Source organism: Catenulispora subtropica, from assembly GCF_039531675.1.
GTDB lineage: Bacteria > Actinomycetota > Actinomycetes > Streptomycetales > Catenulisporaceae > Catenulispora > Catenulispora subtropica.
Map to the genome: position 1 here is coordinate 175,328 of NZ_BAAAQM010000005.1, position 15,865 is coordinate 191,192.

At 69.2% G+C, this 15,865-nt stretch carries 18 protein-coding genes; 8 read left to right on the forward strand and 10 right to left on the reverse strand.

The annotated features are described in order from the left end of the window. Positions 1 to 42 precede the first annotated feature (42 nt). Positions 43 to 639, forward strand: a complete 597-nt coding sequence (locus tag ABD466_RS06985) for a TMEM165/GDT1 family protein (RefSeq protein ID WP_344656111.1) — start codon at positions 43 to 45, stop codon at positions 637 to 639. A gap of 132 nt (positions 640 to 771) precedes the next feature. Here ABD466_RS06985 and ABD466_RS06990 read toward each other — a convergent pair whose 3' ends face one another. After that, positions 772 to 1,371: a TetR/AcrR family transcriptional regulator gene (locus ABD466_RS06990; protein WP_344656112.1), complete on the reverse strand. Its 600-nt coding sequence runs from the start codon at positions 1,369 to 1,371 to the stop codon at positions 772 to 774. A 108-nt stretch (positions 1,372 to 1,479) separates the two neighbouring features. Here ABD466_RS06990 and ABD466_RS06995 point away from each other — a divergent pair, with 108 nt between their 5' ends. Next, positions 1,480 to 3,114, forward strand: a complete 1,635-nt coding sequence (locus ABD466_RS06995; protein ID WP_344656113.1) for an MFS transporter — start codon at positions 1,480 to 1,482, stop codon at positions 3,112 to 3,114. Here ABD466_RS06995 and ABD466_RS07000 read toward each other — a convergent pair. The 3 genes from ABD466_RS07000 to ABD466_RS07010 form a co-directional block, all read right to left on the reverse strand. Beyond that, positions 3,064 to 3,735 (reverse strand): hypothetical protein, encoded by a 672-nt coding sequence (locus ABD466_RS07000; RefSeq protein ID WP_344656114.1) that lies wholly within the window; start codon positions 3,733 to 3,735, stop codon positions 3,064 to 3,066. The two genes, ABD466_RS06995 and ABD466_RS07000, sit on opposite strands and share 51 nt — an antisense overlap. Beyond that, complete coding sequence (locus ABD466_RS07005) at positions 3,732 to 4,367, reverse strand: ATP-binding cassette domain-containing protein (protein ID WP_425558567.1); 636 nt, start codon at positions 4,365 to 4,367, stop codon at positions 3,732 to 3,734. Before ABD466_RS07005 ends, ABD466_RS07000 begins: the two co-directional genes overlap by 4 nt. A gap of 67 nt (positions 4,368 to 4,434) precedes the next feature. Continuing rightward, positions 4,435 to 5,298, reverse strand: coding sequence for an SDR family oxidoreductase (locus tag ABD466_RS07010; protein ID WP_344656115.1), 864 nt, complete (start codon positions 5,296 to 5,298; stop codon positions 4,435 to 4,437). A 120-nt stretch (positions 5,299 to 5,418) separates the two neighbouring features. Here ABD466_RS07010 and ABD466_RS07015 point away from each other — a divergent pair, with 120 nt between their 5' ends. Then, the gene (locus tag ABD466_RS07015; protein WP_344656116.1) at positions 5,419 to 5,850 is read left to right on the forward strand and encodes a winged helix-turn-helix transcriptional regulator; all 432 of its coding nucleotides are present in this window, start codon (positions 5,419 to 5,421) and stop codon (positions 5,848 to 5,850) included. Positions 5,851 to 5,878: 28 nt separating this feature from the next. Continuing rightward, entirely contained in the window at positions 5,879 to 6,619 is a 741-nt protein-coding gene (locus ABD466_RS07020; RefSeq protein WP_344656117.1) for a tyrosine-protein phosphatase, read from the forward strand. Here ABD466_RS07020 and ABD466_RS07025 read toward each other — a convergent pair. The 6 genes from ABD466_RS07025 to ABD466_RS07050 all read right to left on the reverse strand — a co-directional run bounded on the left by ABD466_RS07025 (position 6,599) and on the right by ABD466_RS07050 (position 10,411). After that, complete coding sequence (locus tag ABD466_RS07025; RefSeq protein ID WP_344656118.1) at positions 6,599 to 7,072, reverse strand: GNAT family N-acetyltransferase; 474 nt, start codon at positions 7,070 to 7,072, stop codon at positions 6,599 to 6,601. The two genes, ABD466_RS07020 and ABD466_RS07025, sit on opposite strands and share 21 nt — an antisense overlap. Positions 7,073 to 7,088: 16 nt before the next feature. Then, positions 7,089 to 7,733 carry a LysE family translocator gene (locus ABD466_RS07030; protein ID WP_344656119.1) on the reverse strand — a complete coding sequence of 215 codons (645 nt, stop codon included), beginning with the start codon at positions 7,731 to 7,733 and terminating at the stop codon, positions 7,089 to 7,091. A gap of 48 nt (positions 7,734 to 7,781) precedes the next feature. Continuing rightward, positions 7,782 to 8,732 (reverse strand): Gfo/Idh/MocA family protein, encoded by a 951-nt coding sequence (locus tag ABD466_RS07035; RefSeq protein ID WP_344656120.1) that lies wholly within the window; start codon positions 8,730 to 8,732, stop codon positions 7,782 to 7,784. 52 nt (positions 8,733 to 8,784) lie between these two features. Further along, positions 8,785 to 9,315, reverse strand: coding sequence for a TetR/AcrR family transcriptional regulator (locus ABD466_RS07040; protein ID WP_344656121.1), 531 nt, complete (start codon positions 9,313 to 9,315; stop codon positions 8,785 to 8,787). Further along, positions 9,308 to 9,736 carry a DUF4260 family protein gene (locus tag ABD466_RS07045; RefSeq protein ID WP_344656122.1) on the reverse strand — a complete coding sequence of 143 codons (429 nt, stop codon included), beginning with the start codon at positions 9,734 to 9,736 and terminating at the stop codon, positions 9,308 to 9,310. The genes ABD466_RS07040 and ABD466_RS07045 overlap by 8 nt, the downstream gene beginning before the upstream one ends. 81 nt (positions 9,737 to 9,817) lie before the next feature. Beyond that, the gene (locus tag ABD466_RS07050) at positions 9,818 to 10,411 is read right to left on the reverse strand and encodes a TetR/AcrR family transcriptional regulator (protein ID WP_344656123.1); all 594 of its coding nucleotides are present in this window, start codon (positions 10,409 to 10,411) and stop codon (positions 9,818 to 9,820) included. A gap of 101 nt (positions 10,412 to 10,512) precedes the next feature. Here ABD466_RS07050 and ABD466_RS07055 point away from each other — a divergent pair, with 101 nt between their 5' ends. The 4 genes from ABD466_RS07055 to ABD466_RS07070 all read left to right on the forward strand — a co-directional run bounded on the left by ABD466_RS07055 (position 10,513) and on the right by ABD466_RS07070 (position 15,544). Continuing rightward, positions 10,513 to 11,523: a hypothetical protein gene (locus ABD466_RS07055; protein ID WP_344656124.1), complete on the forward strand. Its 1,011-nt coding sequence runs from the start codon at positions 10,513 to 10,515 to the stop codon at positions 11,521 to 11,523. A gap of 197 nt (positions 11,524 to 11,720) precedes the next feature. Continuing rightward, the gene (locus ABD466_RS07060; RefSeq protein WP_344656125.1) at positions 11,721 to 14,090 is read left to right on the forward strand and encodes a penicillin acylase family protein; all 2,370 of its coding nucleotides are present in this window, start codon (positions 11,721 to 11,723) and stop codon (positions 14,088 to 14,090) included. 75 nt (positions 14,091 to 14,165) lie between these two features. Further along, complete coding sequence (locus ABD466_RS07065) at positions 14,166 to 15,215, forward strand: tetratricopeptide repeat protein (RefSeq protein ID WP_344656126.1); 1,050 nt, start codon at positions 14,166 to 14,168, stop codon at positions 15,213 to 15,215. A 110-nt stretch (positions 15,216 to 15,325) separates the two neighbouring features. Continuing rightward, positions 15,326 to 15,544, forward strand: a complete 219-nt coding sequence (locus ABD466_RS07070; RefSeq protein WP_344656127.1) for a hypothetical protein — start codon at positions 15,326 to 15,328, stop codon at positions 15,542 to 15,544. The last annotated feature ends 321 nt before the right edge of the window (positions 15,545 to 15,865 follow it).

Consider the following 15,865-nt stretch of genomic DNA (forward strand, 5'->3'; position numbering starts at 1 on the left):
GGCAGGTGGGAGCGGGCGGTAGTTTGACGCCGTGAGCGCCTCGTGAACGTCGCCGCCCTCTTCACCACCTTCGGGGTGGTGTTCCTGGCCGAACTGCCGGACAAGACCGCCATCGCCTCCCTGGTCCTGGGTACCAAGTACCGCCCGATGTGGGTGTTCAGCGGGGTCGCGGCGGCGTTCACCGTGCACGTGGTGCTGGCCGTGGCGGCCGGCTCGGTGCTCTCCCTGATCCCCGAACGGCCGCTGCAGGCCATCGTGGCCGGGTTGTTCCTGCTGGGCGCGGTGCTCATGCTGCGCAGCCACGGCAAGGAAGAGGGCGAAGAAGAGGTCGAGGAGGCGCCGGAGTTGGGCACCGGGGCCGGATTCGGCAAAGTGGCGGGCACCGCGTTCGGCGTGATCATGGTCGCCGAGTTCGGGGACCTGACGCAGATCGTCACCGCGAACCTGGCCGCCAAGTACGGGGACCCGCTCGCCGTCGGCATCGGCGCCGTGCTCGGGCTGTGGGCGGTCGGCGGCATCGCGATCATCGGGGGCCGCGGGCTGCTGAAGGTGCTCCCGCTGCACCTGATCGTCCGGGTGGCCGCGGCCGTCATGGTGGTGCTGGCCGCTGTCAGCCTGGGTCAGGCGATCGCCGGCTGATCCCGGTCGGCGTCCTGACCTACCTCAAATCCGCTGAGGTTCCCCGCCGCGAGCCGCCGGAGCCGCCGGAGCCGCCGGAGCCACCGGAACCGCCGGAACCGCCGGAGCCACCGGAACCGCCTGACGCGCCGGTCAGGAGCCGGCGGACTCCGGCTTCCCGTCCAGCGCGTCGGCCAGCCGCCGCAGCCCGGCGGCCAGATCCGCGCCGGTGGGCGTGCGGGTGGCGTCGGCGAAGCGCTGGATCAGCAGGCCGGCCATCAGCGAGTAGAGCACGGCGCCCATCGACATCTCGGTGTCCCGGTCGACCTCGGCCTCGGGAACCCCGACGATCATGGCCACCATCCCGGCCCGGGCGGCGGGCAACGCCTCGAGGAACAGATCCCGGGCCCCCGGGATGCGGTCCAGCTGCATGATGATCTCGAAGCTGGCCATCCACAGTGCCCGGTTCTCGTCGAACGTCGCGACGATCTCGTCGTAGACGCGCACCAAGCGGTCCTCGACCGTCATGTCACCGCCGGCCTTGGTGAAGGCCTCCTCCAGCCGCTCCCCCCACTCCCCGATGGCCTGGAACATCGCCTGGTTCATCAGCGCGTCCTTGGACCCGAAGTGGTAGCCGATCGCGGCCAGGCTGACGTCCGCGGCGGTGGCGATGTCGCGTGCGGTGGTGCGGGCGTAGCCCTTCTCCAGGAGGCACTTCTTGGCGCCGGCCAGGAGGGCGTCACGGTTGTTCATGCGTCGAGCCTACCCGAGTCTCAGACGGATGTCTCGCACGCGTGTATTGAACGATGGTCTCGCACAAAAGTCTTGTACAAACGTCCAAGACGGATGTACGTTCCTCTCATGACGACGAACCAGAGCACTGAAGACGCCGCCCCGGCCGCACGGGCCGGACGCAAGGAGTGGATCGGCCTCGCGGTCCTCGTCCTGCCCTGCCTGCTGATCTCGATGGACATGTCGGTGCTGTTGTTCGGCCTGCCGTTCATCAGCGCGGACCTGAAGCCGAGCGCCACCCAGCAGCTGTGGATCATGGACGCCTACGGCTTCGCCCTGGCCGGTCTGCTGATCACGATGGGCGCGATCGGCGACCGGATAGGACGCCGCCGGCTGCTGCTGATCGGCGCCACGGCGTTCGGAGCGGCCTCGGTCGTCGCCGCCTACTCCGGCAGCGCCGAGCTGCTGATCGGCACCCGGGCCCTGCTGGGCGTGGCCGGCGCGACGCTGATGCCGTCGACGATGGCCTTGATCCGCAACATGTTCCCCGACCCCAAGCAGCGGCAGACCGCCATCTCGATCTGGACCGGCGGCCTGATCGGCGGCGTCTCGCTCGGCCCGATCGTCGGCGGCGCGCTGCTGGACCACTTCTGGTGGGGCTCGGTCTTCCTGATCAACCTGCCCGCGATGGCCCTGCTGCTGATGATCGGCCCGTTCCTGCTGCCGGAGTACAAGGCCACGAAGAGCGGGCACCGCTTCGACGTCGCCGGCTCCGTCCTGTCGATGGCCGCCATCTTCCCGGCCGTGTACGGCGTCAAGCAGCTCGCGGTCGACGGCTTCAGCGTCACGGCCTTGGGCGCCCTCGCCTTCGGCGTGGCCCTGGCGATCGCCTTCGTCGTCCGGCAGCACACCGCCCGCAACCCGCTGATCGACATGGAGCTGTTCCGCAAGCCGAACTTCCGGGCGCCGATGCTGGTCAACCTGTGCGGCAACTTCGTCCTGATGGGCTTCAGCCTGTTCAACACGCAGTACATGCAGTCCGTGATCGGGATGCGGCCCTTCACCGCCGCGCTGTGGTCGCTGGCCGCGATGCCGTTCATCAGCGTCGGGATGGGCGTCACCGGCGCGCTGACCGCCAAGGTGAAGCCGGCGAAGATCATCGGTTTCGGTTTCCTGGTCTCCGCGGCCGGCGCGCTGATCCTGACCACGGTGCACCCGGGCAACCCGGTGGTCGTGGTGCTGATCGGAGCGGGCGTCGCCGCCGGTGGCGTGGTCTCGGCGCAGAGCATCGTCGGCAACATGGTGCTGGCGGCGGCCCCGGCCGAGCGCGCCGGTTCGGCCTCGGCGCTGAACGAGACCGGTGCCGAGCTCGGCAGCTCGCTGGGCATGGCACTGCTGGGCAGCGTCGGCGCGGCGATCTACCACCACAAGATGGCGAACGCGGGTGCCGCGGGCGTCCCCGACGCCGCGGTGGCCACCACCCACGAGACCATCGGCGGTGCGGCCGCCGTCGCCGAGCAGTTCCCCGACGCCGCGACCCACACCCTGCTGACCACGGCGCGCGACGCCTACTCCTCGGGGCTGCACTCCGCGGCGCTGGCCGGTGCGGTGGTGCTGGTGCTCACCGGACTGTTCGCCCTGCGAGCGCTGCGCAACGAGCCGGTGCTGCCGGCCGCGCCCAAGAAGGAGAAGGCGCCGAAGAAGGGAAAGAAGTCAGTCCCGGCGCCGACCGACTCGGTGGGCGAGCAGGCCGCAACCGTATAGGGCGGCCGCGCCGAGAATGGCGAAGCCGACGTACGGCACAGCGTCGGTAAGAGTGAGAGCGGTACGAGCAGCGCTTCCGCTGGTCATCCTCTGCAACATCGGGGAGACCGGCGGAAGCGCTTTGACGAGCAGGACCACCAGAACCATGGCGATCCCGGCCAGGGTCGAGACGCCGGTGCGCACGATGACCGGACGCGCGCACAGCAACCCGACGCCCGTCCCGACAAGCGCACAGGTGAGTTCCGCGATGGCCCCGATCGCCAGACCCGAGACCGTGACCGTGTGGTGGCCCGTAGCCAGCGGATACACAAGCCCGATCCCGATGAGCGCGACCTCATAGAGAAGCGCTGATGCGGCGATCGCTATGACGATGTCCGATGTGCGACGCGCATTGGCGAGAAGCACCCACCGCCCGACGGGATCCTCGGCGTTGGCCACCGCGACGGTGATCCAGACGCTCGCCGCCAGAAGGGAACCGCCGGCAGCCGCGTACACAGTGACCAGGGGCCCTGGATCACTGCTGGTGAGGACCGCCAGGAGCACCATGTAGAGGAACGTCGGTGGGACGAAGCGCTGAGAGACGAACAGGTTCGCCAACGTATAGCGGATCAGGGCCCTCATCGGTGACCCTGACGGCGTCGCAGCGACTTCCGGACTCGGCCGCCTTCGATCTCGTAGCGCTGGAAGACCTCCATGCGGGCCACGGACTCCCGGTGATCAGTGAAGACGACGGCGGCCCCGGCTGCCGCGGTCTCAGTGATGAGGGCGGACAGCGTTCCGTGCGCTGACGTGTCGAGGCCGGACCATGGTTCGTCGAGGATCAGGAGGTCCGGGCGTGTCATCAGAGACTGCGCTACAGCGACCTTCTGTGCGTTGCCTTTAGAGAGGTCTCGTATGGAGAACTCGGGACCGGGCTCCAACTTGAGGCGCTCTAAGAGTTCGTCCGCACGCTCACTGGCACGTCGTGTTGGCAGACCGCGGATCCGTCCCATGTGGCAGAGGTAGGAGTGCGCCGCCATCCGCGTGTTGGCGGAGAAGCGTTCTGGTACGTAGCCGACGCTATAGGGGACGTCGGTCAGCGTTCCCGTAGTGGGCAACGTGATTCCGGCCAGGATGCGAAGCAGTGTCGATTTCCCCGAACCGTTGCCCCCTACCACCGAGACGACGTCGCCTGCGCGCACCGTCATGTCGACGTCCGCCAGGACCGGGCGTCCGCGACCGTACTGCTTCCCCACTCCGGCCAGTGTCACCACGGGCCGAGTATGCAAAAGCGGTGCGCGCGGACCCAGGGATCCGCGCGCACCACCGTCGCTTCCTTATTCAGTTCTTAAGCGCCTCGGCGACGGCGTCGGCGACCGGCGTGGTCGGGCGGCCGATCAGCGTCCGCAGGGTGTCGGTCACCTGCTCCAGCGCGCCGTGCGAGATCTGGACGTCGGCGTCGGCCAGGCCCTCGGCGAGGAAAGCCGGCAGGCCGAAGCCCTCCAGGGTGGTGCGGTACTCCTCCGGGTCCAGGTTCACCGCCGCGACGTCCTTGCCCGCCTGCCGCGAGACCTCCGCGGCGATCTCGGCGTAGCTGTAGGCGCGGTCGCCGGTGAGCTCGTAGGCCTTGCCCTCGTGGCCCTCGCCGGTCGCGACGGCGGCGGCCGCGGCGGCGTAGTCGGCGCGGGTGGCGTAGGCGATCCGGCCGTCGCCGACCGAGCCGATGATGGCGCCGTGCTCGACGAAGGCCGGGAGGCTGCCGGTGAGGTTCTCCCAGTACCAGTTGTTCCGCAGGAACGTGTAGGGCAGGCCGGTCTCCTTGATGGCCGCCTCGGTCGCCTTGTGCACGGCGGCGAAGCCGATCGGGTTGGTCTCGGCGTTCGGGATCGACGTGTAGATCACGTGGCCGACTCCGGCCTCCCGCCCCGCCTCGACCGCGGTCAGGTGCTGGGCCAGCCGCTCCTCGTTGGAGCCGGAGGTGGAGACGAAGATCCACTTGTCGGCGCCGCGCAGCGCCTCGGCCAGGCCGGCGGTGTCGGCGTAGTCGCCCCGCACCACCTGCACGCCGCGGTCGGCGAAGTCCTGGACCTTCTCGGGCGTGCGCACGACGGCGCGGATCTGCTCGGCCGGGACGCCGCGGCCCAGCAGGTCCTCGACGATGAGCCGGCCGAGGTGGCCGCTGGCGGCGGTGATGGCGATGGTCATGGCTGCTCCTAGACACTTTCGATTGGTTAGCGCGGGTCCTACGATGGCACTAACTTTTGGAAAGCGCAACCTGGAGGGTAGTGCTTTCTTCAGGAAAGCTTCTGAGGTACCGTGGACGCCATGAGCACGCGCGCCGAACCGGAAGCCGTCGAACCGGTGCAGACCGAGGAGCGCGCCCTCGACCTGGCCTACGACGTCCTGCAGGCGCGCTGTCCGTCGCGCTACGCGCTGGAGCACGTGACCGGCCGCTGGGGCACGCTGATCATGCTTTCGCTGCGGGACGGCCCGGTCCGCTTCAACGAGCTGCGCCGCCGGGTCGACGGCATCAGCGAGAAGATGCTGTCCCAGGGTCTGCAAGCACTGGAGCGGGACGGATTCGTGGCCCGCGACGTGTTGTCGACCATGCCGCCGCGGGTCGAGTACCAGCTGACCGAGCTCGGGCGGGGTACGTCCGACCAGCTGAAGGCCCTGGCGGTGTTCCTGGAGACCCGGATGCCGGAGGTGAAGGCCGCGCAGGCGGAATACGACCGGGGCGAGGACGGCGCCGCGTAGCCCTTCCCGGTGATCCAGACTGGGGCTCATGACCAGACACGTGGATTTCCAGCGCCTACACAACTTCCGCGACCTCGGCGGCTACCCGACCGCCGACGGGAACGCGACGAAGTGGGGCGTGCTCTACCGGTCGGACAACCTCGGAAAGCTCCGGGAGCCGGCCGACGTCGAGCGGTTCGCGGCGCTCGGCGTGCACACGGTCATCGACCTGCGCTACCCGTGGGAGATCGAGAAGGCCGGCCGGGCGCCGGATCTCCCCGGCCTGCGCTACTTCAACCTGAGCATCGAGCACCGGCCCTATGACCAGGGCTCGCTGGGAAGCGACTTCGACCCGTGGCGCTTCCTCGCCGACCGCTATATGGAAGTCGCGCAGGACGGCGTCAAAGAGATCCGCGAAGTGCTCACGGTGATCGCCGACCCGGAGTCCGAGACCACGGTCTTCCACTGCGCCTCGGGGAAGGACCGGACCGGCGTCATCGGTCTGCTCGTGCTCACGCTGATCGGTGTGTCCGAGGAGACGGTGGTCGACGACTTCACGTTGACGGAGTTGGCCTCCGAGCGCTTGATCGCCGACTGGAAGGCCTTCTACCCGGGCCGGGAACTCACGTGGCCGGCCTACGCCCGCGCTCCCAAAGAGCCCATGGAGCTGTTCATCGCCGACCTGAAGTCCCGGTACGGATCCGTGCGCGGCTACGCGGAACAGGAGCTCGGCGTCGACGACGGGCTCGTGGCCGCCCTCAGGACGCGGCTAGTCGACTTCGAGGGCTAGGTCGATCGACAGCGGGACGAAGCCGTAGCGCTGGTAGAAGCGGATCGCGGCGCTGTTCGCCGCGTACGCCGAGACGTGCAGGCGGGCCGCACCCCGGTCGCGGCCCCAGGCGATGAAGTCCTCGACCATGCGGCCGCCGATCCCCTGCCCGCGATGCGAGGCCACGACGTGCGTGCTCACCAGCTCGGCGCGCGCGGCCGTCCACATCGAGGAGGCCGGGCTGAAGGTGCCGACCAGGTGCCCGACCACGACGCGGTCCTCGACGGCCACCAGCACCAGGGCGTCGGGAGCTGCGACCAGCCCGGCCAGCCGGGCGCGGTCGTTGTCGCGCGGCCACTCGGGATCGCGCAGACGGTCCCGGGCGACGCCGTCCTCCGCGAACAGCTCGGCGCTGTCGTGGGCCAGGCCGTCCAGATCGTCCAGGGTGGCCGGGCGGATCTCGATGTCGGTCATGCCCGGGTGATACCCGTCAGCTGTTCTCCACGACCATCCGCGCGGCCAGGCCGAGCATCACGGTTCCGGAGATCTGCTCCATGCGCCGGCGGACCTTGCGGCGGCTGAAGAACGCGCGCATCCGCTGCACCGACCACACATAGAGCGAGTAATAGAAGACCTCGTAGCCGGCCCACAACGCGGCCAGCAGGACCATCGCCGCGAGCTTCGGGGCGTGGGCCGGGACGAACTGCGGCAGGAACGACATGGCGAAGACCGCGGCCTTCGGGTTGGCCAGGTTCGTCAGCAAGCCGGCGCGGTAGGACCACCACGCGCCCTTGGTGCGGGCGTCGCCGTCGAGCTCGTCCGGCTTCTGGGCGGTCTCGTCCTGCTTCATCTTGCGGGCGGTACGGAAGGACTGGATCCCGAACCACAGCAGCACGCACGCGCCGACGATGCGCATGCCGTCGTAGGCGATCTGCGACGCGGCCAGCAGCGCGGTGAAGCCGAAGGCGGCCGCGCAACCCCAGACGAACACGCCGGTCTCGTTGCCGAGGACCGTGGCCACGCCGGCGCGCTTTCCGCCGCGGATCGACTGGCGGATGATCAGCGCCGTGCTTTGTCCGGGCACGGCGGCGACCGCGGTGCACGCGAGAAGGAAGGGCAGCAGGGAGGCCAGCATGCGTTCATCGTGTTGTGCGCACCGCGGTCGCGGCAATGGGATATCGCCTTATTCGGCGCTGTGGAACGATTCGATCACGCGCTGTACCCGGAGGCCCGCGGCGAAGTCGGCCAGCGTCGACGGACGTCCGCGGACCGCGCCGACGAACTCCGCGAGGCGGGTGTCCTCGCCGCCGCGCGGACCGGACAAGGTGACCGGCTTCCAGCCGTCGGCGTCACCCACGGACAGGTCGCCCCACTCGGTGATGCGGTAGGAACGCTGGGAACCGTGGAGAGTCCAGCTGTAGGTCTCGGGGCCGGCCGCGACGTTCCCTAGGAGGCGGACCGGGATTCCGTTCGCGGAGAACAAGCCTGTAGCGGAGCTCTCCCCTTCTTCCCCGTAAGAGACCTCTGTGTGTACAGGAGTCAGCGGCCCTAGGACACGGTCGGTGAGGAACACATAGTGAGAGCCGACCTCACGGAGGAAGCCACCCTGTTCGCGGCCGGCGACCCAGCGCGCGTCCTTCTGGAACTCTCGTGGCCACTCAGGGAAGAGCAGCTCGATGTCCACACCGAGGACGTCTCCGGCTTCGCCTGCGCGGACAGCGCGGAGAACCTCGACCGCGGCGCTGCGGTCGGACAGTGTGTAGTTGAGCGCGTTGACCAGACCGGTCGCGTCGGCGAGGGCAACCATCTCTTCGCCTTCGGCGAGGTCGATTGCCAGGGGCTTCTCACAGAAGACCGCCTTACCGGACTTCATAGCGGCGATCGCATAGCCGGCGTGGGTTACGGGAGGCGCCGCGATGTAGACGGCGTCGATGCCGGTGTGGGATACGACTTCCGTCGGATCGGCGGTCACCGTCAGGTCCGGGTGCGCGATACGGGCGCGTTCCAAAGCGGACCCACCGGGGTCGGCGGCGAGGACCACGGTGACATCGGGATGGGCCGCGGCGATGGCGAGCATCTCGGCGCCCATGGCCCCGAGGCCGATGACACCGAGGCGGAGCGGGAGGTCGGTCATGATCGCAGGCAACAGCTCCGGCTCGTCGGCTTGTTCCCGGGACTCCAGATCTTTACGCGAACGTAGCCAGCCCGGCTTCCCAGGTGGCGGGGAGATCGGCGTCCGGAGGGAACCGGCCGTCGATCTCCAGACTCACCATGCCGTGCGCGAAGGCCCACAGCGCGCGGGCTTTGTCACTGTCGCCGCCGACCGCCTTGAGGAGCGGCAGGGCGGCCCGCTCCTCCAGTCCTTCCGGGAGCAGGTCCCTGCGAAGCGGCCGGTAGTTCATGAGTCGGTAGAGATGTGGGTGCGCGACCGCATAGTCGCGGTAGGCCTTCGCCAGTGCGGGCAAAGGATTCTCGGCGTTCTCGGTGGCCGTTTCCAGCGCGTCGGCGACCTCGGCGAACCCGTCGGCGACGACCAGGAGTTCCAGCGCGGTCTTGTCGGGGACGTGCTTGTAGAGGGACGGCGCCTTGATGCCGAGCGCGTCGGCCACGCGGCGCATCGTGAGGCCGTCGGGGCCCTCGGCGTCCAGCAGCGCGCGAGCGGCCGCGGCGATCTGCCGTTGCCGCTCGGTGAGCGCCTCAGTGAAGTGGTCAGCCACGGATGAAGCCTTCCTTGGTCCGCAGGTTGTAACCCGCGACGCGGTCGATCGCGATGTGCAGCATCCAGGCCAGCAAGAAAGTGAACAGCATCGGCGACGAGACCGGCGACACCGTGTACGCCACCGCGAGGCCGAACGGGATCCACGTGCGGTGCGCGGTGTTGTAGAAGGGGACCGCCTTGCGCGGCAGCTGGCCCTGGCGCACCGGCTCGTGGGCGCCGGCGGCCGCGAAGAACGTCAGGTCCGGGCCGATCAGTCCGGCGACCAGCGCGAGCCAGCTGCCGGCGCCGTGGTTGACGCCCTCGAGGACCGCGAAGGCGGCGAGAAGGGCGGCCCACCCCGCCCAGCCGCCGCGCCGCAGCGCCGACGAGAGGTGGTGGCCGGTGGTGCCGGTCGCCCCGGTGGTGGTGAGGGTGCTCATGGTGGTCCCCAGTCTGCCGCGCCGCGTCCGCCGGAGTGGCTAACGCTGTTAGCTCCACCGTAAGCTAACGACGTTAGCCTGTCAATCGCGGGGTGCGCCGCGCAGGTCGCGCAGCCCGCGCTCGACCAACTCCGGGGTCATGTCGGCCAGCAGCCGGTGGCCCAGCAGGAAGCCCGGCACCATCGTGAACAGGACCGAACCGACCGCCGTGGGATCGGCGTCCGGCGCGAGCCGGCCGGCCTTCCGCTCCCGGCTCGCCAGCTCGATCCAGAACTCGCGCATCCGCTGCATGTTGGAGGCGACCGCCGGAGTGAGCCCCGGGTCGTAGGTGGCTGCCGCCCAGACCTGCGGCGCCACGGACATCGGGCCCTCGGACAGCTCCTGAAGCAACTGGGCGAACCGGCGCACCACCTCCGTGAGCGGCGGGGTCGGCTCCTCGGCGAGGACGGCGTCGAAGAACGGCTGGACCAGGCCCACCGCGCGGTCCGCCATCCCCGCGATGATCTCGTCCTTGCTCTTGAAGTAGCTGTAGACGGCTCCCGCGGACAGGCCGGCCTCGGCGAAGACGTCGTTCATCGAGCTGGCGTGGAAGCCCTTGCGGGCGAAGCACTTCTGGGCTGCGGTGAGGATCTGTTCGCGGCGGGCGGCGGCGTGCTCTGGGGAGACCTTGGGCATGACTCCAAAATAAAACGAACGCTCGTTCTTGACAACCGACGGCGGCGGCGCCACGATGAGGAACGTAAACAAAACGAGCGTTCTTTTTAAGGGGTCCCGCCATGAAGCTCCTCGACCGCACCGCCGGCGTCGCTCTCGCGGCCGTCGGGATCCAGGCCCTGATGGTGTTCGCCTTCACCGCGCCCGCCGCCCACAGCGCCCCGCACAAGGTGCCGCTGGCCGTCTCCGCTCCCGCTCCGCTGCGCACCGCTATCGAGCAACGGCTGGAGCAGGCGGCGCCGGGCGCGTTCAAGGTCCGCGAGGTGGCCGACGACGCGGCGGCGCGCGCCGCCCTGACCGACCGCACCGCGTACGGCGCCATCGTCGCCGACACGCAGGGCCCGCGCATGCTGGTCGCCTCGGCCGCCGGCCCGACGGTGGCGGCGATGCTGACCGAGGTCGGATCGCACCTCGCACCCAGCACCGCGGGCTCCCCGGCCCCCGCGGTCACGGACGTTGTCCCGGCGGCGGCCAAGGACCCTCATGGCGGTGCCTTCACGTCGATGGTCCTCCCGGTGGTCATGTCCTCTCTGATCGGCGGCGTCCTGATCACCCTCAAGCTGCGCCGCCTGCGGGACCGGGCCCTGGCCGCCCTGCTGTTCGGCATCGGCGGCGGTCTGGCCCTGGCCTTGCTCGCCGGCCACACGCTGGCCTTCCTGCCCGGCTCCTACCTCGCCCTCACAGCGGCCGTCGCCGCCCCGGTCCTCGCCGTCGCGGGCTTCACCACCGCCGCCGCGTCCCTCCTCGGCCGTCGCGGCTTCCCCCTGGCCGGCCTCACCATGATGTTGCTGGCGAACCCGCTCTCCGCCGCCGCGAGCGCCCCGGAACTGCTTCCCACTCCCTGGGGCGCGATGGGCCAGGACCTTCCCGCCGGTGCCGCCGCCACCCTGATCCGCTCGACGGCCTTCTTCCACGGCGAGGGCGCCACGCACGCCACGGTTGTCCTCAGCCTGTGGATCGCTCTGTCCGCCGCCATGCTGGCCGCGGCCGGGCTCCGGGCGCGCCGCGCTCCGGTGGTGATGCCGGAGGACGTGATGGTCACCACTCGCACTGCGGAGCCTGCTGCGATCTGATCCCCAAAGCTCACAAGGCGCGCCGGTCTCCTCGGGAGGCCGGCGCCTTGGCGTTCGCTCGAAAATCGGGGTGGTCGGCGCAGACGCCGGACGAGATCTTCCTCCTGGGGTAGTACGCCTCAGGGGCTAAGCGCCGACGTCAGGCGCGGCCCTCTGGGACGATGTCCTCCCGGAGTACCGCTGGGATCGTCAGGACCATGAGATGGAAGACGAGACCTGTCATCGTCAGCGCGTTGTGCACGGCTCTGGTGGCCGTGGCGGCGCCCTGGGCGTCGGCGGTCGGCGACCAGCATCAAGGCGCGTCAGGAGTCCAGATACGCCGCACCGAGTACGGCGTTCCCCACATCCTCGCGCAGAACTACTCCGACTTGGGATACGGCTACGGATACGCGTTCGCCCAGGACAACGCCTGCGAGATGGCGGACCGCGTACTGACGTTGCGCGGTGAGCGTTCGCGGTACTTCGGCGCTACGGCCAGGACCAACGATTCGCTGAACGGTACTGACACGAACCTGGACAGTGACACCTACTTCCAGGCTCTGCTGCGTGCGGGCACCGTACGCGAACTGCTTTCCCGGCCTGCGCCCTTGGGACCGACTCCGGAGATGCGGCGACTCATGGAGGGGTACGCGGCCGGGTTCGACCGATATCTGAAGGACGTCGGCGTGGCGCATCTGCCGGATCCGACGTGTCAGGGACAGCCGTGGGTCCAGCCGATCACCGCCGAGGACCTGTGGACGAACATCCTCGACATCGATCAGTTGGGCGGTGCCGCCGGGCTCCGTCAGGAGATCGCGAACGCCACGCCTCCCGCACCGAACACCTCCCCGACCACGACGACCACAGCGCTGGCGGGCTCGCTGTCAGCGGCGAAACCCACCGGCCGTGGCAGCAACGGCTGGGCGCTCGGTGCCGACGCGACCGCTGACGGTACCGGCATGTTGTTGGCCAACCCGCACCTGCCCTGGAACGGCGACGCACGTTTCTACCAGGTCCAGCTCACGATCCCCGGCGTGCTCGACGTCACCGGGGGCGCGCTGTACGGAACGCCTGTCGTGCAGATCGGCCACACCGCGGGCGTCGCCTGGACTCACACTTCCACCGACTCCGATCACCTGAGCCTTTACCAGCTCCAACTGGTGCCCGGTGATCCCACCAGCTACCTGGTCGACGGTCGCCCGGAGCGGATGCAGCAGCGACAGGTACCGGTCACGGTCCGCGGTGCGGACGGTCGGCAGACCACGGTTGTGCGGACCCTCTACACCTCCCGCTACGGTCCTGTGCTGGCCGACGGCTGGACCGCGACCTCAGCGCTGACGATGCGCGACGCCAACGCCGACAACATCCGCTCGATGGACCAGTGGCTGGCGATGGACCGGGCGCAGAGCGTCGACCAGCTGCGGGCTGCCCAGCGCAGATATCAGGGTTCGCCGTGGACCTACACCATCGCCACCGACACCACCGGCGCCGCCTACTTCACCGACAACTCGGCCACGCCTCATCTGACCGACGCGCAGCTGGCCTCCTGCCGGGTGGCCCCGCTCCCCGGCATCGGCGTGCCGCTGCTCAACGGGGCGACGACGGCGTGCGACTGGGGTTCGGATCCGGACGCCGTGGAACCGGGCCTGTACGGGCCGGCGGCCCAGCCGGCGCTGCTGCGCCGCGACTACGTCGCCAACTCCAACAACACCCCCGCGCTCACGAACCCGGCCGCGCCGCTGACCGGGTACCCGCAGGTCTTCGGCGCCTCGCCACAGTTGGCCCTGCGGCCGCAGAACGGCCTGGGCATGATCGCCGCGCGGATCGCCGGCACCGACGGCCTCGGACCCGCCGGCTTCACCCTGCCGACGCTGCGTGAGCTGATGTTCGACGACACCGACCGCAGCGCTCAGGTCGGGCTGGCCGACGTCCTCGCGATGTGCCGGGCCCACCCCACGCTGACCGCCGGCGACGGCGCGGTCGTCGACGTGCGCGCCGCATGCACCGCACTCGGGAACTGGGACGGGCACGGCACTGTGAACAGCCACGGCGAGGTTCTCTGGGCCAGCTTCTTCGGTGATCTGGCCAAGGGCCCTGCCACCTGGTGGCGCGTCCCCTACGACCCGAAGCAGCCGCTGACCACGCCGCGCGGCATCGACGGCGAGGCCCCCGTGGTCCAGCATGCCTTCGCCGACGCGGTGCAGGACGCTGTGAAGAAGGGAGTGGCGCTTGACGCCGCACCGGGTGACGTCAAGCGATGGGACAACGTTCCCCTCCACGGCTGTGGTGACTGGGAAGGCTGTTTCAACGTGTTGTACGCCTACCCGACGTCCGGCCAGGGCGGGGGCACCAGCGCGTCGCGCACGAGCTGGGCCATGGGCAGCAGCTTCATGATGACGGTGGAGATGTCGCCTACCGGCCCGAAGGCCAGCACCTTGCTCACGTACTCGGAATCGGCGAACCCCGCCTCGCCGCACTACACCGACCAGACGACCCTCTACTCCCACAGCCAGTGGGTCACCGAGCGGTTCACCGCCGCAGACATCGCCGCCTCGCCGGCGTTGCAGGTCACCACGCTGCGGCGCTGACCGCCCGGGAGCCGGACCGGATGTGTGAGAGATCTCTCTGAGCCGGGCTCCGTTCCCGGCGGCGCTGCCGCTGGAATGGAGCCCGGTCTCGCTCTCTTCCCCGGGCCACGATCGGTGAGAAGAATCAGAAGTATGACGATGGGGGAGAAGAAGCGATTCTCACGGTTCCTGTTGGGCGGGGCCAAGTCCTTGGCGGACAGCACCGACCCGAACGCCGGCAGCCCGCGATCCTGGCTCGCAGGAGCAGAGCGTCTGCGTAAGCACGGTGATGTGGAGCGGGCGACGGTGCTCTACCGAAAGGTCGTCGACTCCGGCCACGACCACCTGGCGCCGGTCGCGGCCTATCACCTCGGTTTCCTCCTGGCCGAGCACGGGGACGACGAGGAAGCGATCGATGCTCTCCGGACGGCCATCGACTCCGACAAGCCTGAGATCAGGGCTTCCGCCGCCTTGAAGCTGGGGCTCCTTCTCCAGGCCACCGGAGACGACACCGATGGCATCCGCGACGCCTTCAAGATGGCTGTAGGGCTGGGCGACAAGAACGACGCGCCCCAAGCCGCGTACCTTCTCGGCGGCGTGTATCTCGACGAGAACGACACGCGGACGGCACAGCACTATCTCCAAAGCGCCATCGACTCCGGCCATCCCGTATGGGCGGCGCGTTCGGCGCTCCGTCTCGGTCTGATCCTGGAGGAGGCCGGCGACCTCCAAGCCGCGCAGGCTGCCTGGTCCGTTGCGGCCGACTCATCAGAACCCGACAGCAAAGTCCAGGCCTTGATCAAACTGAGCTTGGCCGCGCACGAAGTCGACAAGGCGATCGCCGAGGCGGCGCTCCGGGAGGCCGCGGCGGTCGACACGTCCCAGTGGGTCGCGATGACGCACTATCTGCTCGGCAAGCTCCTGTACGAGCGCGACGCGAACGACGAGGCCTGGGACATCTTCACGACGAGCGTCGAGGCCGACGACCCGCAGTGGTCGCCCAGCGCCATGGTCGGCCTGGGTCTCATCAGCGCGGAGCGAGGCGATCCCGCCGAGGCGCGCCGCTGGTACGAGCTCGCCGCCGACAGTGAGGACAGGGAAGCGGTCGAAGCAGCCACGAAGCATCTGGCGGAACTGTCCGGCTGAGGCCGGGAAAAGCGAACAAGCTCGGTTCCTTGCGAATTGCGCCGGGGGAACCGATTTCCGCTCTTGCCAGAACCGAGCTCTCTCGCGTTTCGATTGGAGGAGTGATGCTGGTGTCCACGGTCCTGATCGCCCACGGCTACGGCATGTCCCCGGAACAGCATTGGTACCCCTCGCTCGCCGAATCGCTGGCCGCCTACGGCTACACCGTTGTCGCGCCGCGCCTGCCCGATCCCGCGGACCCCGACCCGGATGTCGAAGTCAACCACTCGTCGAGGGTGATGTCTGTCGGCACAGTCGGCAAGGGGCCCAGCCGATGCCTGCAGCTCTGAATGTCAAACTTCTGTCGCGACAACACGCTGTGGTCGCTCCGTTTTTGGGTGGCCGGCTAGCCTTGCCGCCCATCTCACTTCTGAATGCCAAGGGGATAAATGCAACGATCGTCCTTGTCGCGGGGTGCCCGCATAACGGGTGTCGCCCTGTCCACGCTCGCTACGGGTGCCGGCCTTGCCTGGGCGGCAGCTGCGCCCGCAGACGCTGCCACGGCTTTGAGCCCGGCGATCGATCTGTCGGTTTCGATCGACAGCGCCAATCCCGGGCTCGTTCACCTGTCCTACACGCCGCCCGCCGGAACGCACGCCATCTTCGATTGT

What these genes read in the sequence shown, in the direction of transcription:
- ABD466_RS06990 (WP_344656112.1), bottom strand. Translation starts at nt 1,371, where the DNA reads ATGAACAACCGTGACGCCCTCCTGGCCGGCGCCAAGAAGTGCCTCCTG.
- ABD466_RS06995 (WP_344656113.1), top strand. Translation starts at nt 1,480, where the DNA reads ATGACGACGAACCAGAGCACTGAAGACGCCGCCCCGGCCGCACGGGCC.
- ABD466_RS07000 (WP_344656114.1), bottom strand. Translation starts at nt 3,735, where the DNA reads ATGAGGGCCCTGATCCGCTATACGTTGGCGAACCTGTTCGTCTCTCAG.
- ABD466_RS07010 (WP_344656115.1), bottom strand. Translation starts at nt 5,298, where the DNA reads ATGACCATCGCCATCACCGCCGCCAGCGGCCACCTCGGCCGGCTCATC.
- ABD466_RS07015 (WP_344656116.1), top strand. Translation starts at nt 5,419, where the DNA reads ATGAGCACGCGCGCCGAACCGGAAGCCGTCGAACCGGTGCAGACCGAG.
- ABD466_RS07020 (WP_344656117.1), top strand. Translation starts at nt 5,879, where the DNA reads ATGACCAGACACGTGGATTTCCAGCGCCTACACAACTTCCGCGACCTC.
- ABD466_RS07025 (WP_344656118.1), bottom strand. Translation starts at nt 7,072, where the DNA reads ATGACCGACATCGAGATCCGCCCGGCCACCCTGGACGATCTGGACGGC.
- ABD466_RS07030 (WP_344656119.1), bottom strand. Translation starts at nt 7,733, where the DNA reads ATGCTGGCCTCCCTGCTGCCCTTCCTTCTCGCGTGCACCGCGGTCGCC.
- ABD466_RS07035 (WP_344656120.1), bottom strand. Translation starts at nt 8,732, where the DNA reads ATGACCGACCTCCCGCTCCGCCTCGGTGTCATCGGCCTCGGGGCCATG.
- ABD466_RS07045 (WP_344656122.1), bottom strand. Translation starts at nt 9,736, where the DNA reads ATGAGCACCCTCACCACCACCGGGGCGACCGGCACCACCGGCCACCAC.
- ABD466_RS07050 (WP_344656123.1), bottom strand. Translation starts at nt 10,411, where the DNA reads ATGCCCAAGGTCTCCCCAGAGCACGCCGCCGCCCGCCGCGAACAGATC.
- ABD466_RS07055 (WP_344656124.1), top strand. Translation starts at nt 10,513, where the DNA reads ATGAAGCTCCTCGACCGCACCGCCGGCGTCGCTCTCGCGGCCGTCGGG.
- ABD466_RS07060 (WP_344656125.1), top strand. Translation starts at nt 11,721, where the DNA reads ATGAGATGGAAGACGAGACCTGTCATCGTCAGCGCGTTGTGCACGGCT.
- ABD466_RS07065 (WP_344656126.1), top strand. Translation starts at nt 14,166, where the DNA reads ATGGAGCCCGGTCTCGCTCTCTTCCCCGGGCCACGATCGGTGAGAAGA.